This is a genomic window from uncultured Treponema sp. (genome assembly GCF_946187725.1).
In the GTDB taxonomy this organism is placed as follows: Bacteria; Spirochaetota; Spirochaetia; order Treponematales; family Treponemataceae; genus Treponema_D.
On sequence record NZ_CAMHSK010000035.1, the window covers coordinates 1 to 24,092 of the forward strand.

At 41.5% G+C, this 24,092-nt stretch carries 23 protein-coding genes and 1 tRNA gene; 23 read left to right on the forward strand and 1 reads right to left on the reverse strand.

Translation table 11 applies throughout. The features are described from left to right. The first annotated feature begins 24 nt into the window (after positions 1-24). The 9 genes from tgt (at position 25) to Q0Q74_RS11190 (ending at position 9,003) form a co-directional block, all read left to right on the forward strand. On the forward strand, positions 25-1,173 hold the full coding sequence (gene tgt / locus Q0Q74_RS11150; RefSeq protein WP_294430878.1) for a tRNA guanosine(34) transglycosylase Tgt: 1,149 nt from the start codon (positions 25-27) through the stop codon (positions 1,171-1,173). A 67-nt stretch (positions 1,174-1,240) separates the two neighbouring features. Beyond that, positions 1,241-2,941, forward strand: coding sequence for a HEAT repeat domain-containing protein (locus Q0Q74_RS11155; RefSeq protein ID WP_294430880.1), 1,701 nt, complete (start codon positions 1,241-1,243; stop codon positions 2,939-2,941). 82 nt (positions 2,942-3,023) lie between these two features. Continuing rightward, on the forward strand, positions 3,024-4,694 hold the full coding sequence (locus tag Q0Q74_RS11160) for a nucleoside kinase (RefSeq protein WP_294430883.1): 1,671 nt from the start codon (positions 3,024-3,026) through the stop codon (positions 4,692-4,694). A gap of 56 nt (positions 4,695-4,750) precedes the next feature. Beyond that, positions 4,751-6,127: a sigma-54 dependent transcriptional regulator gene (locus Q0Q74_RS11165; RefSeq protein WP_294430884.1), complete on the forward strand. Its 1,377-nt coding sequence runs from the start codon at positions 4,751-4,753 to the stop codon at positions 6,125-6,127. 92 nt (positions 6,128-6,219) lie between these two features. Continuing rightward, positions 6,220-6,291 (forward strand) — tRNA-Glu (locus Q0Q74_RS11170). Between the two features lie 79 nt (positions 6,292-6,370). Then, complete coding sequence (rpsT, locus tag Q0Q74_RS11175) at positions 6,371-6,655, forward strand: 30S ribosomal protein S20 (RefSeq protein WP_294430885.1); 285 nt, start codon at positions 6,371-6,373, stop codon at positions 6,653-6,655. A gap of 87 nt (positions 6,656-6,742) precedes the next feature. Beyond that, positions 6,743-7,054 (forward strand): HU family DNA-binding protein, encoded by a 312-nt coding sequence (locus Q0Q74_RS11180; protein WP_294430891.1) that lies wholly within the window; start codon positions 6,743-6,745, stop codon positions 7,052-7,054. Continuing rightward, positions 7,041-8,594 (forward strand): apolipoprotein N-acyltransferase, encoded by a 1,554-nt coding sequence (gene lnt, locus Q0Q74_RS11185; RefSeq protein ID WP_294430894.1) that lies wholly within the window; start codon positions 7,041-7,043, stop codon positions 8,592-8,594. Before Q0Q74_RS11180 ends, lnt begins: the two co-directional genes overlap by 14 nt. Beyond that, a complete protein-coding gene (locus tag Q0Q74_RS11190; protein WP_294430896.1) occupies positions 8,584-9,003 on the forward strand; it encodes a polymer-forming cytoskeletal protein in 420 nt (139 codons plus the stop codon). The genes lnt and Q0Q74_RS11190 overlap by 11 nt, the downstream gene beginning before the upstream one ends. Before the next feature lie 106 nt (positions 9,004-9,109). Here Q0Q74_RS11190 and Q0Q74_RS11195 read toward each other — a convergent pair whose 3' ends face one another. Next, positions 9,110-9,718, reverse strand: a complete 609-nt coding sequence (locus Q0Q74_RS11195; protein WP_294430898.1) for a YgjV family protein — start codon at positions 9,716-9,718, stop codon at positions 9,110-9,112. A 192-nt stretch (positions 9,719-9,910) separates the two neighbouring features. Between Q0Q74_RS11195 and Q0Q74_RS11200 the strand changes: the two genes are divergently transcribed. The 14 genes from Q0Q74_RS11200 to Q0Q74_RS11265 all read left to right on the forward strand — a co-directional run bounded on the left by Q0Q74_RS11200 (position 9,911) and on the right by Q0Q74_RS11265 (position 24,051). After that, entirely contained in the window at positions 9,911-10,111 is a 201-nt protein-coding gene (locus tag Q0Q74_RS11200) for a DNA-directed RNA polymerase subunit omega (protein ID WP_294430901.1), read from the forward strand. Positions 10,112-10,375: 264 nt separating this feature from the next. Then, on the forward strand, positions 10,376-12,343 hold the full coding sequence (gene dxs, locus Q0Q74_RS11205; RefSeq protein ID WP_367268351.1) for a 1-deoxy-D-xylulose-5-phosphate synthase: 1,968 nt from the start codon (positions 10,376-10,378) through the stop codon (positions 12,341-12,343). A 21-nt stretch (positions 12,344-12,364) separates the two neighbouring features. Further along, positions 12,365-13,180: a dihydropteroate synthase gene (folP, locus tag Q0Q74_RS11210; RefSeq protein ID WP_294430903.1), complete on the forward strand. Its 816-nt coding sequence runs from the start codon at positions 12,365-12,367 to the stop codon at positions 13,178-13,180. Between the two features lie 40 nt (positions 13,181-13,220). Beyond that, complete coding sequence (gene cdaA, locus Q0Q74_RS11215; protein WP_294430905.1) at positions 13,221-14,036, forward strand: diadenylate cyclase CdaA; 816 nt, start codon at positions 13,221-13,223, stop codon at positions 14,034-14,036. Continuing rightward, positions 14,014-15,138, forward strand: a complete 1,125-nt coding sequence (locus Q0Q74_RS11220) for a CdaR family protein (protein WP_294430906.1) — start codon at positions 14,014-14,016, stop codon at positions 15,136-15,138. The genes cdaA and Q0Q74_RS11220 overlap by 23 nt, the downstream gene beginning before the upstream one ends. After that, positions 15,135-15,560, forward strand: coding sequence for a holo-ACP synthase (gene acpS / locus Q0Q74_RS11225; RefSeq protein WP_294430907.1), 426 nt, complete (start codon positions 15,135-15,137; stop codon positions 15,558-15,560). The genes Q0Q74_RS11220 and acpS overlap by 4 nt, the downstream gene beginning before the upstream one ends. Beyond that, a complete protein-coding gene (locus tag Q0Q74_RS11230; RefSeq protein ID WP_294430908.1) occupies positions 15,553-16,461 on the forward strand; it encodes a DUF2225 domain-containing protein in 909 nt (302 codons plus the stop codon). The genes acpS and Q0Q74_RS11230 overlap by 8 nt, the downstream gene beginning before the upstream one ends. 2 nt (positions 16,462-16,463) lie before the next feature. Next, positions 16,464-17,246, forward strand: coding sequence for a tRNA pseudouridine(38-40) synthase TruA (gene truA, locus Q0Q74_RS11235; protein ID WP_294430909.1), 783 nt, complete (start codon positions 16,464-16,466; stop codon positions 17,244-17,246). Positions 17,247-17,317: 71 nt separating this feature from the next. Further along, positions 17,318-19,048 carry a flavocytochrome c gene (locus Q0Q74_RS11240; RefSeq protein ID WP_294430911.1) on the forward strand — a complete coding sequence of 577 codons (1,731 nt, stop codon included), beginning with the start codon at positions 17,318-17,320 and terminating at the stop codon, positions 19,046-19,048. A gap of 14 nt (positions 19,049-19,062) precedes the next feature. Next, positions 19,063-20,109 carry a peptidoglycan bridge formation glycyltransferase FemA/FemB family protein gene (locus Q0Q74_RS11245; RefSeq protein ID WP_294430912.1) on the forward strand — a complete coding sequence of 349 codons (1,047 nt, stop codon included), beginning with the start codon at positions 19,063-19,065 and terminating at the stop codon, positions 20,107-20,109. A gap of 46 nt (positions 20,110-20,155) precedes the next feature. Beyond that, positions 20,156-20,755 carry a phosphoribosyltransferase gene (locus Q0Q74_RS11250; RefSeq protein ID WP_294430929.1) on the forward strand — a complete coding sequence of 200 codons (600 nt, stop codon included), beginning with the start codon at positions 20,156-20,158 and terminating at the stop codon, positions 20,753-20,755. Between the two features lie 110 nt (positions 20,756-20,865). Beyond that, the gene (locus Q0Q74_RS11255) at positions 20,866-22,959 is read left to right on the forward strand and encodes a hypothetical protein (RefSeq protein ID WP_294430913.1); all 2,094 of its coding nucleotides are present in this window, start codon (positions 20,866-20,868) and stop codon (positions 22,957-22,959) included. A 1-nt stretch (position 22,960) separates the two neighbouring features. Beyond that, complete coding sequence (locus Q0Q74_RS11260; RefSeq protein ID WP_294430916.1) at positions 22,961-23,566, forward strand: ribonuclease HII; 606 nt, start codon at positions 22,961-22,963, stop codon at positions 23,564-23,566. Positions 23,567-23,655: 89 nt separating this feature from the next. Then, complete coding sequence (locus Q0Q74_RS11265; protein WP_294430917.1) at positions 23,656-24,051, forward strand: DUF3276 family protein; 396 nt, start codon at positions 23,656-23,658, stop codon at positions 24,049-24,051. Positions 24,052-24,092: the final 41 nt, after the last annotated feature.

Genomic DNA, 24,092 nt, shown 5'->3' on the forward strand with positions numbered 1-24,092 from the left:
TTTTTGTGATATACTCGTCTTGAAATGATTGAAAATATTTTTGAAATTAAACACGAATCCACAGACGGCAAGGCCCGCACGGGCACTTTGCATCTTCCGCATGGAGACGTTCAGACTCCTGTTTTTATGCCTGTCGGAACTAACGCCACAGTTAAGGCTCTCACAAAAGATGATTTGGATGAAATCGGTTTTGAAATCATTCTCGCAAACACTTATCACCTTTATTTGCGTCCGGGGCCGGATATTATCGAAGAGGCGGGCGGTCTTCACGGCTTTTCCGGCTGGAAAAAGAATTTCCTTACTGATTCGGGCGGCTTTCAGGTATGGTCGCTTTCAAAACTTCGCAAAATCACTGAAGAGGGCGCACTTTTTTCATCAAATATCGATGGAAGCCGCCACATGTTCACGCCGGAACGCGTAGTTGATATTCAGTCTCAGTTCAATTCGGACATTCAGATGCAGCTTGATGTCTGCACTGGCTGGGGGGCTGATAAAAAAGAATCGATTCACGCGCTTGAAATCACCAAAAACTGGCTCAAGCGTGCAAAAGAAGAGTGGATCCGTAAATGCGACTCCGGTTACAAGGGAATCCTCATGCCAATCGTTCAAGGTAATTTCTTCGAGGATTTGCGAATTCAGTCGGCTGAGTTCGTGACTGAAATGAATCTTCCTGCCATTGCAATCGGTGGTTTGAGTGTAGGCGAGCCTCCTGAAGTTTTTGCCTCAATGCTCGATTTTACAGTAAATTATCTTCCAAAGAACAAGGCAAAATATGTCATGGGAATCGGTACTCCTGACTACATTCTTGATGCTGTTCATTCAGGAATCGACATGTTTGACTGCGTTCTTCCGACCAGAAATGCCCGAAACGGAAGCTATTTTACCCGCGACGGCAATCTTCCTATTAAACAGGAACGCTTTGCTCACGATTATGGCCCGCTTGACCCGGACTGCAACTGTAAGGTTTGCCGTACCTACTCAAGGGCTTATCTCCGTCACTTGTTCAAGGAACAGGAAATCTTAAGCTCAATGCTCGCAAGCTATCATAACTTGTATTTCCTTCATGCGATGGTCAAGGAAATCCGTGTCGCAATCAATGAAGACCGCTTTGAAGAATACAGGACGAACTTCCTTAAACGATACCATTCGGACAAATGGAAGATGGGAAACTGAAAACTGCTTAATTTCTGCCGATAATAAAAAAAACTCTGTGTTTTCCATTTTGGGGTTTGGAGATTATATGAAACGATTGTCGTTTTTGATTTTTGGAATTTTTCTTTCTTTCAACCTTTTTGCTCAGGAAGAAGCTGATGTTTCTTCTGAACTTGATTCTGTTTCCGTTGACACTGAAAGTCCTTCCGAAAGCGTACATGCAGTTTCAGCAGATTTTGACGCTGTTTCTGGGGCAGATATATCTGATGACGAAGAAGAGGCTGAGCCTGAAAAAAAGACTTCTTCGCTTGCAGGTGTGAGTGATGTTCCGAATTCAAAACGGCCAAAATCTCCAGATCCTGAACAAGTTGCAGAACTTGATAAAACTGATCCTGAGGCCAACGAAAAAAACGCGGATATATTGAAATTCGGTCTTGAAGAGGATATTTCTGAGCTTCTGGACACGATGACTAAAAATAAAGATGTCCGTTTTATGAATCAAGTCTACGATTTGTTTCAGGATACAAAATCTGTCTTAATCCGTGAAAAAATCCTTAATTTCTTCAAGACTGTCGAAGATCCGTGTCTTGAGGATTATGCCGTAATGATTCTGAATGATCCTTATGACGAAAAAAATTCTACTGTGAACGCATGTTTTTCTTATATTCAGATGGCAAAAACCAAAGAAGCGGTGCCTGCCGTAGTCTCTTTGCTTGAAAGCGACAAAGAAGAATATTTTACCGGTGCATTGGATACATTGGGTAAAATCGGTGGCGCAAGGGAAGCTGTCTACATAACCGAATATCTTGAGCGCGATGATTTGACTGTTCCTCAACGGCAGAGTCTTGTGCGCGTTTTGGGGCAGCTCCACGCTGTTGAAACCTATGACAAACTTGTCGAATATGCCCAGAATGAAGACGAAAATGCTTTTGTAAGGATGTATAGTGCCGAGGCAATTGGTGTCATGGAAAAGCCTGAAGCCGAAGAAATTCTTGTAGATTTGTTTGAGAGTGATAATCCGAATATCCGCCAGTATGTAATAAAAGGAATCTCTCATTTCAAGAATAAAGAGGCTGATGAAGTATTGATTCAAGGCCTGAAGGATTCTCATTACAAGGTCCGAATGGAAGCAATTTCCGCAATCAAAGAAAATGATGTTAAGGATGCTGATGAATATCTGATTTACCGTATAAAAAACGACCCGGTTCAGGCGGTAAAGGATGATTCAATCTCGGCTCTCGCAAAGCTTGATACTTCAAAAGGTAACGAATATCTTTTATCTCAAATCACCGAAAAAAAAGTTCCTGATGCCCAAAAGGCCCGTGTTGCAAAAGTCCTGCTGGCGGAAGACCGTGGAATCGATGAAATCGTAGCCCTTGCTCTTGAAACCGCAAAAGATGACAGACGAAAGCAGCTTCGTTACGCGCTTGGCAAAGAAATGGCAAAGTATGAGAATGCGTCTTTTGCTCAGGTTGCACTCGAATTCCTCAAAAGCAAGGACACATCAACTGCTGGTACAGGCCTTGATATTTGGGCAAAGGGCAGATATTCAATTTGCGATGCCGCAGTCAATGAGCTTGCCGATAAAGCTGACCTGAACGCAAAGAACAAGAATCAGCTTGCAATTAAAGCGGCCCGTCTTCTTGGCCGTGATTTGGACAAGCAGACCGAAGAAAAAGACAAAGAGCGTGAAGCAAAAGAAGCCGAAAAAAAGGCTAAAAAAGAAGCAAAAAGTCCACCCAAAAAAGCAGAGCCTGATGCCGGAGATGGCTTTGGGGATGCGAAATAGATTCTCTGCTGTTTAATCGAAAATCAATATCTCAAAATCTTTTTTCTCGCTTTTCTGAAAATCATGGTTTATAATTTAAATCATGAATAAGATTACATTAACTTTCACAGACGGAAAAAAGATTGAGGTGGATGCCCGTGTTCGAGGCAAGGATATTCAGGAGCATTTGCCTGCTCATGAAGGCACGCTCGTCGCCATTAAAGTGAACAATAAGCTTGTTTCTCTATGCAGGCCTATCCGTGTTTCCAGCAGGATTGAAGGCGTGTATCAGAACTCAAAGGAAGGCTCTTATGTCTACAGGCGTTCACTGAGTTTCATACTTGCTGCGGCTGTTCACAAGCTTTTCCCTGATGCAAGGCTTGTAATCGGTCACAGTCTTGGATACAGTTATTATTACACGATTGAGCGCTCAAGCGGAGCTTTGCTCTCTGTCAAAGAACTTGACTCAATCAAAGCAGAAATGCTCAAAATCGTGGAAAATGACACTCCAATCATTACAAAGCACATTGCTTTTGATGAAGCTGCTGAAACTTTCACAAAGTTGGGATTGATTGATACTGCAAAACAGCTTTTGTATCGCTGCCGTGATTCAATTCTCGTAAACATGCTCGATGATGAATCTCAATACATTGACATTTATTTTGGTTCTCTTGTTGAGACCTGCGGAATCCTAAAGGTTTTTGATCTTGTTCTTTATGCTGACGGCTTCCTTCTCAAATTCCCGCAGGCTGAAAAACCTGAGGTAGTGGCTCCATTTGAAGATTCCCCAAAGATTTTCGAAATATTCTCCCGCTATAAAAAGTGGGGTAAACTTGTCAATGTATCGACAGTCGCTTCTCTCAATGAAATCGTTTCAAGCAAAAAAATCAATGATTTCATCGATATTTGCGAAACCTATCAGATGCAGAATTATGCCCGTGTTGCAAGGATGATTCATGACCGTGGAAATGTAAAAGTCGTTCTGATTGCAGGCCCTTCATCTTCTGGAAAAACAACTTCTGCTTTCAAGATGGCCCTGCATCTTCGTTCAATCGGTTACAATCCAAAAACCATCAGCCTTGATTCATATTATGTCGGACGAGACCGAAACCCCAAGGACGAGAACGGTAACTACGATTATGAGTGTCTTGAAGCCCTGGATATTGAGCTCTTGAATCAGAACCTTATCGATTTGTTTGCGGGCAAGGAAGTTGAAATTCCGTGCTACAACTTTGATTTGGGGCAGCGCTATTACACAGGTACCAATAAAATGACTTTGGGACCGACTGACATTCTGATTCTTGAAGGCATTCATGGTCTTAACGACAGGCTCACTCCGCTCATCAAGTCGGAATACAAGTTTAAGATTTATCTTTCTGCGCTCACTCAGTTAAATTTTGATGAGCACAACCGAATTCCAACGAGTGACAATCGTCTTATCCGTCGAATCGTGCGTGATGCGAATTTCCGCGGTAAGCCTGCTGCCGGTACAATTGCCATGTGGGATAGCGTTCAGAGGGGCGAAAAACTGCATATCTTCCCGTTCCAGAATTCTGCGGACGCGGTTTTGAATACGGCTCTCGATTATGAAATTCCTGTCCTCAAGATTTACGCTGAACCAAAGCTTCGTGCAGTTCGTCCAGATCAGCCTGAATACAGCGAAGCTTGCCGACTGATTAACTTCCTCTCTCATTTTAATGCTATTTCTTCTGACTATGTTCCGAAGCAGTCATTAGTCCGAGAGTTCATTGGTGGAAGTGCTTTCAAGTATTAGGCTTGTTCGTTCATGCTGGCAGATTGAACGGGATTGTGATATAATTCATTTTCAAAATGAAATTCACAATCCTGATAATCGACGATGAAAAAAATATCCGCGAAGGACTTGCCGCTGACTTTGAAATGGACGGCTACAATGTAAAAATTGCCGCCAACGGAAAGGAAGGTCTTGATTTAATAGCAAATGGTGATATTGACCTTGTGATTACAGACCTTCGTATGCCTGGCTCCATTTCAGGTGAGCAGGTTCTTCGTGAAGTTACCACAAAAATGCCGGGAATTCCTGTGATTGTTCTTACAGGCCACGGCTCAATCGATGCAGCCGTCAAAGCAATGCAGGACGGCGCATACGATTTCCTCACAAAACCTCTCAACCTTGAACAACTTGAAGTAATCGTAAAGCGTGCCTTGCAGGGCAGGGAGCTTTCGATTCAGCATGCTGAACTCTTGAAACAGGTTGATTCCAAAAAAAAGACAAGCGGAATAATCGGAAAAAGTGCGGCCATGCAAAAGGTCATGAATCTTGTTAAAAAAGTTGCCGATGCGCGAATTTCTGTACTTATTACCGGTGAAACTGGTGTCGGTAAAGAAGTCGTGGCTAATGCAATTCATAATCTTTCTGCACGAAGTTCCAATGCTTTTATTCCAGTTGTATGCTCTTCTTTGAGCGAAACTCTTCTTGAAAGCGAACTTTTCGGCCATGAAAAAGGCGCGTTTACTAATGCCGAAAGTCTTCATAAAGGAAAATTCGAGCTTGCTCATGGTGGTACGATTTTTCTGGATGAAATCGGTGAAATAAACATGAGCGTACAGGTTAAGCTGTTGCGGGTTTTGCAGGAAAGAAAATTCGAGCGGGTTGGCGGTGAAAGTCCTATTGAAGTTGATGTTCGTGTTATTGCCGCTACAAACAAAAATCTTGAGGAAGAAGTTAAGGCCGGCCGTTTTAGGGAAGACTTGTATTTCCGTCTCAATGGAATTCATATAGAAGTGCCGCCTCTACGAGAGCGAAAAGATGATATTCCTCTTTTGCTGAATAACTTCCTTGAGCGTTACAACGAAGAAAATGGCAAGCAGATTACAGGTTTTGACAGTCAGGCGCGGAATGCACTTTATAAATATGACTGGCCTGGCAATATCCGTGAACTTCAGCACTGTGTGGAAAGTTCTGTCGTAATGGCAGGCGGAAACGAAATTACTCTTGAAGATTTGCCGCCTTCGGTGAGCAAGGCTTCTTCATCAGAAAACATTCTTGTTCCTGTTGGAATTCCGTTGGAAGATGCTGAAAAAATAATAATCTGTGAGAATCTCGCCGCCAACAAAGGAAACAAAAGCAAAACTGCTGAAATTCTTGGAATCGGTAGAAAAACCTTGCATCGAAAACTGGCTGAATATGGTATGGAAACTGCCGAAGAAGATTTTGAAAAAAAATGAAAAAAAAATCAATTTTTTTTCATTTTAGTGTTGACTAAAAAATCACTTTGGAGTAATATATCAAAGTCAGCTCGCTACTGAGTTGCAATGATGTCTCCTTCGTCTAGTGGTTAGGACATCGGGTTTTCATCCCGACAACAGCAGTTCAATTCTGCTAGGAGATGATATATAAGCCTTGCAACCGTATCTCTTGCAAGGCTTTTTTATTACTTGTAAAAGAATTATTTTGGGGGATTTTTCCATATGGCAAGAAACCAGACATCTGCACAGAAAAGATTTCGACAGAGCGAAGATCGACGCTTGCATAATAAAGCAATTAAGAGTGAGTGTCGCACTTATGTAAAACAGTTTGTTGCTGCTGTTCAGGCAAAAGATGAAAATCTTGCAAAAGAGAAGCTTCAGATTATGACTTCTCGCCTTGACTCTGCTCGCAGCAAGGGCGTTCTTAAACGCAATACTGTTTCTCGCAAAAAGTCAAGAATGCAGAAACTCTTCAATGTAACATTCGCTGCAGCTGCTGCAAACTAAGTTTGTTGCTTTTGCTTTAATTTTGCGCTATCTGATTGTATATCTTTATGCACTTCAGATAGCATTTTTTTTTAAGTAGGTGTTTTTATGTCTGAAAAAAAAGTGACCAAGAACGATATTGTAGAAAAGGTTCATTCAAATACAAGGATCGAAAAAAAAGTAATTCAGGAAGCTTTTGAGAACATAATCGAAGAATTCAAAAATGCATTGAAGGATGGTTCAACCGTTGAGCTTCGTGGATTCGGCACTTTGGAACCAAGGCTCAGAAAGGGAAGGGAAAAAGCACGAAATCCAAAAACAGGTGCAATTCTTTCTGTTGAACCTCATTATGTTGCTGCATTCCGGGCCGGACAGGAACTTAAAAAATCTCTCATGGAGATTCCTGTTGAAAAAAGATAATTTTGTTGTGCTTCTTGCCTTGCTTACTTCGGTCAGTCTTTTTATATTGAGTCAGCCGTCCCTGTTTTTTGAGGACGGCCTTTCTTTTTGTGTGTGGTTTGCATATATTCCGATTTTTCTTCTGCTTCAAAAAAGTTCGATGGTGAAGGCTGCGATTTATGGGGCTTTTTATGGATCGCTTTCTTATTTTCTGCTTTGTCATTATCTTTCTGCTTTCGGTTTTCTGGCAATCTCTTTTGTATGCGCTCTTTTTGCTTTATATCATGCCCTGCTTTTTTTTATTCTTTCTTGGTCAAATAAAGTTTTTCCACAGTCGATTTCGCGCTATTTCTGGATTTTCAGGGCCTTTCTGTTCCTTTGTTTTGAATTTCTTCGTTCTCGCGGAATTTTTGGTTTTTCATACGGCATAGCTGGTTACAGTCAGTGGAAAAATCCGCTGTTCCTGAAGTTTTCATCTCTTTTTGGAGTTATGGGCGTTTCTCTGCTGATTTTTCTTTTTAATTCTCTTGCCGCAAAAATTATTTCTGAAAAAAATATCCGTTCAAATCTCAAGGAAATTTCTGTCTGTCTTTCCTTGTTTGCTGGAATCGCTCTTTTTTACTGCCTTGGATTTGCACCTCGGAAAGATAATGCCATTCCGTTAAAATTTGCTTTGATTCAGGGGGCTTCCTGTGCTCCTTCACGCTCTATCGAAGAATATCTGGATGATGCGGAAACTCTGAAAACTCTGACAAAAAACGCTCTTTTGACTCAGAATGACACGCAGCTTGTAGTATGGCCTGAGACCGCGATTGTTCCTGATGTTTTGTATCATTTGGAGAAGGGCTCTGATTTTAAGCGTAAAATGCTGTCAGAAAATGTTTATTCGTTTATTAAAGAGACTGAAACTTCTTTTTTAATAGGTAATAACCACCGGGATGAGAGCGGCGTTCACAATTCGGCTCTTTTCTTTTCGAAGGAGTTTGATTCAGTTCTTGTCTACAATAAGAATCATCTCGTGCCTTTTACCGAATTCTGGCCGTCATTTCTCAATTTTAACTTTTTTGAAAGTGTGAAAGAAAGCCTTAACTGTGAGCTTTTTGTTCCTGGTAATGAAATCCGTACTTTTAAGTTTGGGGAGCTTGCTTTTGCCGTTCCGATTTGCTTTGAGGATTCTTTTGCACCTCTTGTAAGGCAGATGAAAATGTCTGGTGCTGATTTCTTTGTGAACATAAGTGATGATGCTTGGGCAAAAAGCGCTGCGGCACAGAAAATGCACCTTTCTATGAGTGCGTTCCGTTGCGCGGAATTCAATTCACCGATGCTCCGGTCTACAGTAGATGGAAAAACCTGCGTGATTGACAGTCATGGCAATGTTAAGAGCGAAATTGAACGCGGTATTGATTCTTATCTGTGTGATGAGCTTATGGTCGAAAAAAACAGCGCTTCCCTGTATCTTATGATTGGGGATGTCCCGCTTGAAATTTTGACAGTTTTGCTGGCGGCTTTCCTGTTGATTTTATCCATACGATTTGTTAAAGTTAATGTCTATGGCAGATGAAAAGCAGAAAAAGAACCTTACAGTTTTTGGTCAGGAAACAGAGTTTGACGGCATTCTTGAATTTACTGACAATCTTGTAATAACAGGCAAATTTAACGGTGAAATTCGTGCGACTGGTGATCTCGAAATAGAAAAAGGTGCTATCTGCACTGTCGAAAAAATGACTGCCAATTCAATCGTGATTTCGGGCACCGTAACAGGCGATATTGATGCTGCTGAAAGGGTAGAAATGTGCTCTGGAAGCGTAGTTCATGGTGATGTAAAAACATCAAGAATCAGAATTGCTGAAGATGTTGAATATGAGGGCCAGATTTCAATGCTCGAAACTGAGCCTGATGTAAATCTTTTCTCAGTGGCATCTGATGAATACAAAAATGCACTCGTAATCAAGTCAGATGATCCGCATTAATAGAATTGTTCGTAAAACTGAATCTTCCGAATAGTTATGATTGTCTGTTCAGAAAGAACTTCCCGCAAAAGAGAGGAGCTTTCTGAACAGATTCAATTCCATTTTTTTAGAATTTCTTGACTAATTTTCCATCTACATCCTTAAATCCAATTTTATAAAGATAAGGCTTGTGATTTACTGAATTTTTGCTGAATGTAAATTCGCTGATGTGATCCTGCTCATTGATGTAATTATAAAGGTGTTTGCCGACTGAACAGTCACGATATGCTGGTGTTGCATAGTCGATGAAAATATCAATTGTTGAATCAGACAGCTTTTTGCCGAGAAGAATTCCTGCTGGAGTGGTTCCGCAGCAGACGAGATATGCCTCTTCATAAGATTCTGAAAAATTTGCATCCGGGAAGAATTTTTTGATGTCCTCGCCGTAAGTGTCAAGGAAGTAGCGGATGAAGCCGTCTTCAAAAGAAAGTTTGAGTACTGAGTAAACGCGCTTTGTATTGAGAAGCTTGTAAAGGTTTATAGAATTGATTACTACAAGACAGAAATTCATCAGGGCGAGTGGATAGGCATGAACGATTGCGGCATAAATAATGGAAATGACGCTTCCAATCATGTTGATGAGACGGAGTTTTACAACGGATGTCATGAGCATAGAAACTACGACAAAGACAGAACCGATGTAACCGACAATTTCAAGAATGAGTTTTTGATCCATAAAATGATCTCCATAAAAACTTTGTGATTTTTTAAATCTGCAACGCAGAAATATTGATAGACTTACTATTATATAACAGGTCTGAAAAAAAAGAAATTAAAAAATCTTTCCGAGATTCGTTTTTTTTACGACTTGACATAATTCATATCTTCTTTTATTATAATATAATCATTTTTTAGGGGTAATTGCAGAATGATTTTTCCTTTGGAGAAGACAGTAAAATTCGCCGGAAATATTTATGAAGCAACTGTAGCTGCAAGCCATCGTGCTTACCAGCTTGCAATGATTAAAGACGAGCGAATCGAAGAAAATGACGGTAAGGTTGTATCACTTGCCGCAAAACAGCTCTTCAATTCTGAAGTTCAGTACCGCAGAATCGAATCTGATAATTAATCGTTGGACATAAAAAGTTGCTCTTGACCAAAGAGCCGCTTTTGTTGATAATAAATCTAAATCGAGACTAAGGAGTGCCATCGTGCCTTGTGGTAAGAAAAGAAAGCGTCAGAAGATTGCGACACATAAGCGAAAGAAGATGCTTAGACGAAACAGACATAAGAGCAAGTAACAAGTTGTACAGAGCAGGAATCCAATTTAATTGCATTCCCTCACTTCAAGTTGTTATATCTTTGTCAACAGAGACCGCTGGAGTTTAAAACTTTGCGGTCTTTTTTTATGGAGTTGACTACGATTCTTTCAAAGATTAGTTCTCCGTCAGATGTAAAAAAATTATCGGAGAAAGAACTTCCTCGACTGTGTGAGGAAATTCGTAAGCGCATAATCGAGACCGTTGCAAAAAATGGCGGTCATTTAGCTAGTAATCTCGGTGTAGTTGAGCTGACTGTTGCCTTGCATCGGGTTTTTGACAGTCCCGAAGATGCGATTATTTTCGATGTAAGCCATCAATGCTATACGCATAAACTTCTGACAGGCCGTTATTCAGATTTTTCTTCTCTCAGAAAGCATGGCGGAATCTCAGGATTTACCCGTCGGTCAGAAAGCGTGCATGATTATTTCGATAATGGTCATTCGAGCACTTCTATTTCGCAGGGGCTTGGACTTCTTACTGCATGGGAGAAGATTGAAGAAGAGCAGCGGGCGAGTGGAAGAAATCCCAAAAATCGTAAGGTTGTCGTCGTAATTGGTGACGGAGCGCTTACAGGCGGGCTTGCATATGAGGCTCTTGCTCATGCTGGTCAGCTTTCAAAAAATCTCATAATCGTTTTAAATGACAATCAGATGTCAATCTCGCCAAATAACGGTGCGATTTCTCGCTATCTGAGTACGCTCACGATGACTGGTTTTTATCAGCATTTCAGGTATCTTGTAGACGGTATCGTTGATAAAATCCCGAATTCTAAACATCACATCGGAAAATTCATCTATCGTTTGAAGCGTGCCTTAAAGGGAATGTTCCTTTCAAACAATTTTTTCGCGGACTTAGGATTTGAATATGTCGGTCCTCTTGACGGTCATAATCTCAGGGAACTTGAAGAAAATCTTCTGCGCGTGCGAAAACTTCCAAAACCTGTAATCGTTCACATTCATACAAAAAAAGGCAAGGGCTATTCTCCCGCAGAAAATGATCCGGCCAGTTTCCATGGGGTCGGGCCGTTCCAGATTTCTGACGGTAAAATGGAAAAATTTGACACGCTGAGCTTTACCGAGGCTTTCAATAACAGTCTTATGGCTCTGGCTGAAAAAAATACAAAAATCATGGCAATTACGGCCGCAATGTCCAAAGGAACGGGGCTTGATACTTTTGCACGGCATTATCCTGACCGCTTTTTTGATGTCGGTATTGCAGAAGAGCACGCGGTTACTTTTGCGGCAGGCCTTGCAACCGGCGGAATGATTCCAATCGTTGCAATTTATTCAACCTTCATTCAGCGGGCAGTTGATCAGATTATTCATGATGTTGCTCTTTCAAATAATCATGTAGTTTTCATGCTTGATCGTGCTGGGGCTGTTCCTCAGGATGGAGAAACTCATCAGGGAATTTTTGACATCGCGCTTTTCAGGCCTGTTCCTAACATAACAATTCTTTCTCCGGCTACGGCTGTCGATTTGAGTCTCTGTCTGATGTGGGCTGTAAATACAAAGCGGCCTGTTGTAATCCGTTATCCGAAACTGTCATGTCCGTCTGAGCTTCCGGGCTTTGAGTCAGACATTATTGAGGGCAGGGGCATTCTCCTTAAAAATGAGGAATTTGCTGCAAATCTGAGCCTTGATTTTGAGGATGCTGCTTCGGGGGCAAAAAAAATACTTTTGGTCTGTACGGGTGGAATTTTCGATGAAACATTGATTTGTGCGCGAAATCTGCTGCAGAAAGGTATGAATACAGACATTTATTCGCTCAGATTCATAAAACCTTTTGATGAGCCGTATTTTATAAATCTTGCCAAAAATTACGATGAAGTCGTTGTAATCGAGGACGGCGTTAAAACTGGCGGTGCGGGCGAATACATCGAAAATCTGCTTTTTGAGAATGCGTTTAATAAGGTGATGGTTTTTGCCTTCCCCGACAAATATTTCTCTCATGGAACGAGGTCTGAAGTTCTGGCCGATGCAGGATTGACTGCCGGTGAAATTGCAAAAAAAGTGCTTGAAAAGTGCGGCCGTGCTTAAAATATAAAAAGGATTGTAAAAATGAAAAGTTTGCTTTTACGAAATCGGAATATAACTACAAATCTTCCAGCCTTTGTCATGGGAATCGTGAATGCAACACCAGATTCTTTTTTTGATAAAAGCAGGGGCGGAGCAGATGAGGCTCTTCGTCTAGTTGAAGAAGGCGCTGATATTCTTGATATTGGCGGAGAATCTGCGAGGCCGGGCAGTGAATATGTCTCTAGTGAAGAAGAAATCCGCCGTATTATTCCTGTGATTGAAGCTGTCCGCAAAGTGAGCGATATTCCTGTGTCAGTTGATACGCGGAAATTTGATGTTATGAAGGCTGCCTTTGATGCCGGTGCAGATATTTTAAATGATATTTCCGCACTTGAAGATGATGAAAAACTCGCTCCTTTTTGCGCTGAAACAGAAATCCCTGTCATTTTGATGCACAAGCGCGGAAATCCAGGCACAATGCAGAAAAACACTGTTTATGACAATATTTTTGATGAAGTTAATGACTATCTTCAAAAACGGCTGAATTTTGCCCTTGAGTCTGGAATTGCTGCGGATAAAATCTGGCTTGATCCGGGCATTGGTTTTGGAAAGGATGTAGATGGAAATTTTGAATTAATCCGCCGGTGTGGTGAACTTTGCGATGGCAAATTTCCTGTGCTCATGGCGCTTTCCAGAAAGACCTGTATAGGCGAGGTAACAGGTCGTGCCGTTCCAGACAGGCTTTTTGGCACGCTTGCAGCAAACCTTCTTTCTGTTCAGAAAGGGGCTTCAATAATCCGTGTACATGATGTTGCCGCTGCCGTTGATTCAATGAAAATCCTTAAAATCTGTAGTTAATTTTTCTAAAATCGTTTATAATGTGTTTCGGAGCATTTAATTGAACGCGTTTGACGGATTGCTGACAGTTTGGAATCTTTTTCGCCCTATAATTGATGTGGGAATCATGACATTCCTGCTTTACAAGGCATATCAGATTATCGTTAAGACCAATGCCATGCAGATTATCAAGGCCGGCATTGTCGTGGCACTTTTTTATGCCTTTGCATTCCTTCTCAAACTCTCAACTCTTCTCTGGATTTTAAACAAACTCGCTCCAGGTTTTGCCATTGCTTTTGCAATCGTATTCCAGCCTGAATTGCGCAAAGTATTCCTCCGAATCGGTCAAAATGAATTCTTCACTTTTGGAAACCGTTCACGACACACCTATGTTGATACTGCGGTCGTTGCGGCAGAAACGCTTTCAAAACTCAAAAAGGGAATGCTTGTCGTTTTTACCCGGCATACCCGCCTTGACGACATAATTGAAACAGGTACAAAGCTCAATGCTGACATTTCTTCAGCACTTTTGGTTACGATTTTTGGTCATGAAACTCCACTTCATGATGCGGCCTGTATCGTTCAGAACGGAAAGGTTTTGGCGGCAGGTTGTTTTTTACCGCTCAGTGAACAGTATGACATTAAAAAGACTTTCGGAACCCGCCATAGAGCCGCGCTTGGCCTGTGTGAGACAACAGATGCGGTTGTTCTTGTCGTATCAGAAGAAAGCGGTGCAATCAGTCTCGCTTATGATTCTAAGTTGCACTACGACTTAAAGCCTGTTCAGGTCACTAAGATGCTGGAAAATCTTCTTGAGGTTTCAGCAGCACAGAGAACAATTGAGGACACAATCGATGAAAGCAAAGCAACTGTTTGATAAAATAATAGAAAACTGGCAGGTTAAGGCAGTTTGTTTTGTAATCGCGCTCTTCCTTTATGTGATTCATCAGAATCAGAGCGTTGACAAGCGCGTTTTTTCCGTTCCTCTTTCGGTTGAGTCTCAGAACGGTTTTGTTTCTATCGAACCGCATCCGCGCACTGTCGCTGTTTCTGCTCGTGGTAAAGCCGAAGAACTTGCTCAGGTGCGTGAAAGTGATTTAAAGGCTTATCTTGATTTGACCTACATTTCAAAAGATGGAAGCTATGATTTTCCTGTTCTGATTACGCTTTCTGATTCGGCGAGCGTCCTGAATCCATTGGAACTGAAAGTTACGCCTGAAATCGTCCGACTGCGGGTTGAAGAAGAAATTACTTCCTATGTGGACATACAGCCTCTTTTGAGCGGAAATCCGGCTTATGGTTATTCTATCAAAAATGTAACGGTTTCTCCTGATCAGATTGCGATTACAGGCCCAAGAACGATGATTGAGAACTGCAAGTCTCTTAAAACTCTGAATGTTACGGCCTCAAATGCAAAACGAAGCTTTACTTCAAAGACAAAGGTTGAGCAGAAGGGCTATTTCATAAAACATGACGATGTTGAAGTTGCCGTCACCGTTGAAATTGAAGAACTCGAAGGAACGAAATCCTTTACAAAACTGCCTGTTAAAATCATTAATCTTTCACCGGATTTGGAAATTCGTGCCAGAACAAGTGATGTTACGGTCACCCTTAAAGGCTCGCTCGCTTCTCTTGAAGCTTTCAAACCATCTGATTCCTTTGTGACCGCTGATGTTTCTCATATTGATTCTGCAGGTACTTTCTATGTCAATTTGTCATATTCTGTTCCAAAAAGATTCACTCTGTTGGACGGACATACAAAGACAATTCCTGTCACATTCACTAAAAAACAGCTTTCAGATTCATCTGCACCTGTTGAAACGAACGAAGTCGTAGAAGAAGAGGCCGAAGATGACAGCGAAAAAATTACCGTAATCGAAGGCGAGGGCGGTGCTCTTGAAGAAAAGGTTGAAGCAACCACTGAGCAAAAAACTGAACCAAAATCAGAGCAGAAGACTGAAAGAAAGGGGAAGCGATGATTTTTGGAATCGGAACTGACATTGCAAAAGTCTCTCGCTTTGAAAAATGGGTTAGAAATCCCGGCATTATCCGGCGTTTTTTCAATGAATGTGAAACAGTTGAAATTGCAGCTTCTGGTGAAGAATATGAAAGGCTTCTTGAAAAAAAACTTCACTTTCTGTGCGAGCATTATGCTTCCCGATTTGCTGCAAAAGAAGCTTTCTCGAAGGCTCTTGGAACCGGGTTTGTCGGGCTGGAATTATCGGACTTCGGCATCAAGAAAAATGAGTGCGGAAAGCCCGAATTCGTCTTTGGCGAAAAAACTTTATCCCTCATAAAAGAAAAGTGCGGAAATTCCTGTAAAATTTTTGTTTCCATTTCACATGAAAAGGAATATGCTATATCTTATGTTATAATAGAAACGGAGGCTGAAAGTGTATAAAAAATCTTCAAAACCAGACAGAGATTCTGACAAAAAACCAAAATTATCATATTGGTCAAAGACGAAATGCACTTGCCCCGTCTGTCAGCGTGATTTTGATAAGGAAGAAATGCTTACTGGAAGCGGCCGTATGAATGCCGGCGATTTGACAGATGAGCTTCATCGAACATACATTCCTTCTGAAAAATACGGCGCGATTTATCCGCTTATTTATGCAGTCGGTGCGTGCCCTAGATGCCATCTTGCTCTTTTTTGGAAGGATTTCGAGGAAATCAAGGATAAGGCATCAATTGAGGCTCTTCGTGATGACGATGAAAACCGCCAGAAGAAGGTCGCTACTATTTTCCCGCATTATGAGCTTACAAGGGAGCGAAATCTGCTTGACGGTGCCGCAATGTATTATCTGGCATTGCTTTCTTATGAAAAGGTTGATTTGGCTTATGCTCCAACTTTCAAGCGGGCAATGATTTCACTTCGTCTTGCATGGTTGTGCGGGCATCTTAACGAAACTATTCCCGGCTACAATTATGATTATATCGCTAAAGTCTTTTATCAGAAGGCAAATTTTTTCTATGAACAGACTGTCATGAACGAGACGAACCGGGTTGAGTCTTTTGCACCTGTCAACAATTTTGGCCCTGACATGGACAAAAACTACGGTTATGACGGCATGATTTATCTGATTGGCCTTCTTGAATACAAATACGGTCAAACTGAAGATATGCAGCTTCGATATAAAAAACTTGATGAAGACAAAAGAGCCATCGCGAGAATTTTCGGTCTCGGAAAATCTTCCAAGGCAAAACCAGGCCCGCTTCTTGAGAATGCCCGCAATCTGTATGATAATATTTCTGCTCTGCTTAAAGAGTCGAAAACAATTGATTTAAGCGACGACGATTAACAATGAGAAATATACTTCTTAGCGTTTCTTATGACGGAACGGATTTTTGCGGCTGGCAGCGGCAGGATTTTTCTGATAAAGGAAAGTCTGTTCGTACTGTTCAGGGCGAAATCGAAAAGGCGCTTGAAAAGATTCATAAACAGACGGTAAAACTCACTGGCAGCGGCCGCACTGACTCTGGCGTTCATGCTTTTGCTCAGGCTGCAAATTTTTTCTCACCGATTGATTCAATACCGGTTGAGCGCTATGTTCCGGCCATAAATGCCTTTTTGCCTTATGACATAAGGATAACCGCAGCAAAAGAAGTCCCGGAAGATTTTTCATCGCGTTTTTCTGCCACGAGCAGGACATACCGTTATTTTATTCATACTGGTGAACCTTTTGCACATCAGATGCGTTTTGTCTGGCCTGTTCATCACAAACCGAATATCGATACTTTGAATGAAATGGCTGCATGTCTAAGAGGGGAGCTTGATTGTGCTACTTTTGCCGCTGCTGGCGATGCAAGTCTTTCTACCTTCCGCTACATCGAAAACGCTCAATTCTTTGCAGATAAAGAAAATCCAGATATTTTGGTTTTCGAAATCTGCGCAAATGCTTTTTTATGGAAAATGGTCCGAAGCATAACCGGAAGCCTTATTTTCTTCGAGAAAAGCGGCAAAGATGCTTCGTATTTTAAGGAAGTCCTTGAATCTCATGATCGAAGCAGGGCTGGTCCAACAGCTCCGCCGACAGGGCTTTTCTTATATAAAATCGATTTTGATGGAATCAGGAGGCATGTCTGATAAAGACTTGCCTTGTGTAGCGATTCAACACAATAAAATTTAAAAATAAAAGTCTTAAACAGGAGACAAAAATGAAATTAAAAAAAGTGCTTTTCGCATTCAGTGTATGCTCCATGGTTTCGATTTTTGCGTCGTGTAAAAAAGAGGTTGCGCCTCTTAATGACGGAATTTATTCAGGAAGTGCTGCCGGGCGTAACGGTGATATTTCTGTTTCTGTAAAAATCACCGATGGAAAGGTTGCCGATGCAAGCATTCTTTCTGATTCTGAAACCCCGGAAATCGCTGAGCCTGCAAAGGAATCAATAATCCGCTCCTTTATAAAAGAAGGCTCTACCGAAGGCATTGACATTGTTTCTGGTGCGACCCTTACTTCAAATGCAATCATTGCGGCGTTAAATGATGCCCTCGATGAATCAAGAGGAAAGAAAAAGCCTGATGTCACATTTTCTGACTGTGAGTGCGACATTGTTATTGTAGGTGCTGGTGGTGCAGGTCTTGTCGCCGCAACGGAAGCCGCAAGCAAGGGCGCAAAAGTGATAGTGCTCGAAAAAATGGGCATAGTCGGCGGTAATTCAAATTCTTCTACGGGCGGAATTAACGCATCTTACACAAAAGAGCAGGAAAGACTCGGCATAACTGATTCCCCTGAAATTTTCTATAAAGATACGATGAAAGGCGGATACTATATGAACGATCCGAAACTTGTCCGTACTCTTGTTGATAATTCAGCTGCTATTGTCGAATGGCTTCAGTCTGATTTGGTTGGTGCTGATTTGAGTGATGTAGGAATCTTTGGAGGTGCTACCAACAAAAGAATCCACAGACCGCTCGGAGGACAGGCAATCGGAATTCATCTTGTACCTTTATTGCATAAGGCTGCCAAAAGGCAAAACGCAGATATTCGTTTGAATAACAAGGTTATTGATGTTCTTTCTGAAAACGGAAAAGCCTGTGGTGTCCGTGTTGCCACAAAATACGGTGAATATACTGTAAAGGCAAAGGCCGTCATAATTGCGACTGGCGGATTTGGTGCCAATCCAGATATGGTTAATTTCTACAATCCTGCATTAAAAGGCTTCGGTACAACAAATCATAAAGGTGCGACAGGTGATGCTTTCGAAATGCTCAAAAAATTCGATGCGGCTCTTGTCCTGATGGAGCAGATTCAGACTCATCCGACGGTTGTTCCAGGAAGCGGGGTTATGCTCACAGAGGCTGTTCGTGGAAACGGTGCAATTTTGATAAGCCGTACAGGTAAGAGATTCGTTAATGAAATGGAAAACCGTGATATTGTCTCTGAAAAGATTCTTGAGGAGCCTGGTAAAACTGCATTCCTTGTTTTTGATCAGGGCGTAAGAGATTCACTTAAAGTAATCGAGTCATATTCAAAACAGGGCTTGCTTACGACTGGCATAACTATTGACGAGCTTGCTGAAAAACTTCAGATTCCGGCAAAAGAATTTGAAGCGACCGTTGTTGAATACAATCAATTCGTTCGAAATCAAAATGATGAGGCATATGGCCGTAATCCTGCGAGCATGGAACGAGAACTCTCTTTGCCGCCTTTCTACGCTGTCGAATGCGGTCCTGCCATTCATCATACTATGGGCGGTCTCAAAATTACTCCGGATGCTGAAGTTTTGAATAAAAATGATGAAGTGATTCCATGTCTCTTTGCAGCAGGTGAAGTTACAGGCGGAGTTCATGGCGGAAACAGACTTGGCGGCAATGCGGTTGCAGATTTCTGTATTTTCGGAAAAATTGCGGCTGATTCCGCTCTTAAAGCAATCGGAAAACAATAAAATCAGGTGAAAAAATGAAAAAACGATTCCAGCAGACAGATTTTTGGTGCGATTTTAAATGTGCTCACGGCTGGTCGCTCGTAAAGCAGGGCGATGTCAATATTCTTGTAAGGACTTTTAAAAAAGCCTTCGTACAGTTTTCTCTTGCTTATGTTCCGCTTGCTCCGGAAAAATCTCCGTCTGAAAGCGATGATGCCTATATTCAGCGGATTTCCGAATTCTCTAAGTCAGTTAAATCTTCTCTTCCACGGCACACTTTATGTCTTCGTTATGACATTCCGCTTGATTTTACGCATCTTGAGGAAAAACAAGCTTTTGTGTCTTCCGTACCAAAACTTGCAAAAAAAACAGGCCTTAAAATCAAAAAGAATAGTGTTGATATTCAGCCGCCGGATTCTGTTATTCTTGACCTCTCAAAGACAGAAGAAGAACTGCTTTCCGAAATGAAGAACAAATGGCGCTACAATGTCCGATATGCCGCAAAGCATGAGGTAAAAGTTCGCGCTGTTACGGCAGATTCCTTGAATTTTGAAAGCGAACTGGATTCTTTCTATAATCTTTACAAAACTACCGCTGAACGAGATGGAATTGGTTTGCATCCAAAGTCTTATTATAAGGATTTGATGGAACGCGGTGCAAATTCTGAAAAATCCGCTTCAGAAAAGACAAAAATCACTCTTTACATTGCAAGTCATGAAGGCGAAGATTTGGCTGCCATAATCACGCTTTTCAATGAAAACGAGGCTGTTTATCTCTATGGCTGTTCCGGAAACAAAAAGCGCAATCTCATGCCGGCATATCTCGTTCAATGGACGGCAATTTGTGACGCAAAAGCATTTGGCTCCAAAACTTACGATTTTTATGGAATTCCGCCTACAGATGATGAAAATCATCCGATGCACGGACTTTATCTTTTTAAGACTGGATTTGGAGGCTGGCAGGTTCATAGGCCGGGCAGTTTTGATATTCCGTTGAGTCCTCTCTATTCTTTGTATACGGTTGCAGAAAATCTGCGGGCGTTCTGGCACAAAAAAATCATGAAAAAGATTCGCGGAAGGTAGCAAATTTTCCGATTTTGATTTACCATATATACCGAAAAGAGGTTTTATTATGAAAGAATTCTTGCCATACGAGACGGTTCGGAATGACGCGCTCAAACTTGCATCAAAAATCTATCATGACGGTTTTGTTCCAGACATTATTTATTCATCGCTTCGTGGCGGTGCATATATGGCTAATGTCATAAGTGAATTTTTCAAGCTTGCCCTCAAAGACAGTAAACCTGTTCTCTATGCGGCTGTTGTAGCGCGTTCCTATACAGACATTCACTCTCAGGATGCCGTCAGAATCGATGGCTGGACTTATTCTCCGGATTATCTTCGTCAGGGCGACAAAATTCTTCTTGTTGATGACATTTACGATTCAGGAAGAACACTTAATTATCTGGTTCAGGTTTTTCTTGAAAAAGGTGTTCCCCGCGAGGACATAAAAGTGGTCGTTCATGACTACAAAAATTTCATCTGCAAGGACACTCTGCCAATCAAACCCGATTACTGGTGCCGCAAATTCGACATCAAATCTCCAGAGGATGACCGCTGGATTCATTATTGCAGTCACGAGCTTGTAGGTCTTACAAAAGAAGAACTTGAAGCAAATTACTACAAAAATGACGATGCCCTTCGTGCGGTTTTGGGCGAATTCCTATAAGTATAATGAGCCGAATTTCCCTCGCTGCCGTTGTTACGCAACTCGCTCACGCTCGGTCGCACAGCGACTTGCGTTGCAATTGCTCCATAACGGGGCTGCTATTCCTGTTCATGTCATTTTTCTCACTGAGCAGCGCCTTTTCTGAACGAGTTATTTCGCCTGTAAAAGGCAGGTTTGCAAACAGACAGTGTCTTGTGCTCGATTTAAGCGATGGAACTGAGGCTTTTTATTCTTACACCAATACCGATCCTTTGAATTCCGGTTTTGCCTATGATTCTCCTGTCCTCATCGATATGAGCGGTCCAGTTTCACTTAGGATTTCAGTCGTTAAGGGGGACGGAAAATCACTTTCTGTCATCGAAAACTATGAAATCAATTATACGGTTGATGAAACAGGCAATCCTTTTGCCGAAGGCACTCCTGAAAAAGCCTTTATCAACCGAATCATGACCGAAAATGTTCTTCAATGCAGTTCGGAACAGGTTATTCAGGTTCCCAAATCTTTTGCTTTCCGTGTCGGAGACGGTGAAAAACCCGGTCTCTTTGGTGAAACTCTCTCTGTCTGTGCTGACAACAAACTTTCCCGCTACATTCCATGTTCTGTTGACGACGGAAATAATCTCTGGCGTTTCATAGTTTATGTTTCTGGCGGTGAAAGCGGCAGTTTTTCGCGTGAATATGTTCCATTTGAAATCACTGATTGGGAAACATTTCGTTTTACCGGCAAAAATCTCATCTGGTGCATTGACGATGGAATCTGGTCTGCATCCGTTGACGAGCAGTTCATCGACCGTTCAATAGAACATACTGTTTACTGGCAGGATGTTGCTTACGAAACTGGCAACGAAATTCATTCTTTCATCCTGCCTCAAAAGCCTTCTTTAATAAGCAATGTTTTTGACAAAGCCGTTTTTTTTTCACTTGACGGGGATTTCCGTTATCGGCTCAAAATCTCAAGCAGCGGCACAAGCGGTCAAAGTATTTCTGATTCAGGCTTATTCAGCTCTCTTTCATTTGATACAATCCCCGGCGATTACATTGATTCTACGGCAGTTTTTGCTGTTTATTGTGACGGCGTTTATCAGGGAGAGCTTTCATCTCCTTATGTGATTGACCGTCAGCCTCCGCTCCCGCCAAAATTTATTGCTTCGGAACCTGGAGAATATGCCCGCCATGATGTATCGCTGTCAATCGAAGCTGAAAAGGATGCAAAAATCTTCATTTGTATCCTTGGACCATTTGATGTAAATTCAAATTCTTACCTCGATAATAATTCTCAGTTCGATTTCATGAAACCGAAAGCCCAGGACTATATCCTCTATGACAAAAATCCATTTGAACTTCGTGCCGGAATCGAAAAAACTGTCTGCTACAGGGCTTTTGCTTATTGTGAAGATTTTTACGGCAATGTCAGTGCTGTTTCGGATTACAAGGTTATAATCGATGAATTTAATTATTTCATAGACGGTTCTGCATCTGGTTTTTCCGCGGATGGAAGCCGTTTGAGGCCCTATAAATCTTTTGAGCAGGCGGTTAAAGTCATCAATGAAGGAAAATTTGTTCATTTCTTCGTGAGTGGCGAGGTTCTGCTTCCAAAAGGTGCTTCCGTAATTTCATCAAATTGTTCTTTTACCGGAATGTCCGACGCGCATTTTATCCTTCAGCCAGCTTCTTATATTGTTGTACAGGATGCGAGCATTGAAATGCAGAATTGCGTGATTCAAAAAATCCTTGAAGATAATTCTTCGTCAGATCAGAGAATGTTTGTTTTTGAGCGTTCTGCGGCCTCCTTTGAAGATTGTGAAATTTTGGGAAAATTTTCTGATTCTGGAACGGCAATTTCATCAAATGCATCAATTGTTACTTTCAAAAAATCAGGTCTCACAAGCCAAAGTCCTGTTTATTCATGTTGTTTTTCAGCAATAAACTCACGACTCCATCTTGAAGGCAGTCATTTTTCTTCAGTTTCCGAAACAGCGGTCAACTTCAGCATGAAAGGCGGCTCATTGGAAATGAATAAATGTGATTGCAAGGTAATTTCGCATTTGGGGCGCATTTTGGAGTCAAGCGGCGCAAATTTAAAGCTGAATTCAAACAAATTTGTGGGTGAATTTGACCATGAATCAAAAGGTGTCAATGCAATCTGGAAAGACGAAAAATCATTGATAATCGAAGATATAAACAATATTTCCGAAGGATTTTAATATGACTGATAAATTGATATGTGGAATGGATGAAGCGGGGCGTGGACCTCTTGCGGGCCCTGTTACTGCAGGTTGTGTTATTTTGCCAGAAGATTTTCCCTTTGAAATTCTCAATGATTCAAAGAAGCTTTCTGAAAAAAAGCGTGAGGCGGCTGAAAAAGTGATTATGGAAAAAGCCTGCTGGGGAATTGGTGTTGTTGACCACGAAACAATCGATCAAATGAATATACTTAGGGCAAGCATGTTTGCAATGAAAATAGCCTATGAGATGATGCGAGCAAAACTCCCGGAATGGCTAAAATCCCGTGGAATTGAAGTGCCAGCTGGAAATCTTGATTCTTATATTTCTGCAATAACTGACGGAACTTCAAATCCAGAGGTTCCCTGTGAATGCAGATGCGAGCCAAAAGCAGACGGCAAATATCCTGAGGTCATGGCTGCAAGTATAATCGCAAAAGTGGAAAGGGATAAAATGATGCTGGAGTTTGACAGACTTTATCCGCAGTATGGTTATGCTAAGCATAAAGGTTATCCGACCAAAGCACATATTGCAGTCTGCCGTGAGATTGGTATGAGCCCGATTCAAAGGCGCACATTCAAGTTTTAAGTCATTCTCATATTAGAGTATTGCATAAAACCGCAGAATATGTTATTATTTTCTACGATAATCAATTACATTTTTAAGGAAGGGTCAAAATGAGCATCCGCGGAGAACTTTTTACTACTCAGGTTTTGTTGGACAATCGCTCTTATTTTTTTAACATCAAGGAAAACAGAGCAGGCGATTTATTTTTACAGATTGTAGAGAGCAAAAAAGGCGACGGTGCAGATTTTGACCGCCACCAGATTTCTATCTTTGCAGAAGACATGCAGAAAGTTCTTGCAGGTCTCGATGATTCCCTCAAATTTATTGAAAAAGAACGAAAGGAACGTGCTAAGCGCCGTGCAGAAATTAAAGCTGCAAAAGAAGCAAAATATGCTCCAGGTGCATCTGATAAAAAAATCTACCGCAAAAAGGGTGAAGAAAAGCGTGATGATGGAATCAAGCGTACAGGTAAAGTAATCCACATCAAATCAAAAAAAGAAGAATAGTCCTTTATTTTATGAAAAGTTTGCGCCACAGTTGTGTGGCG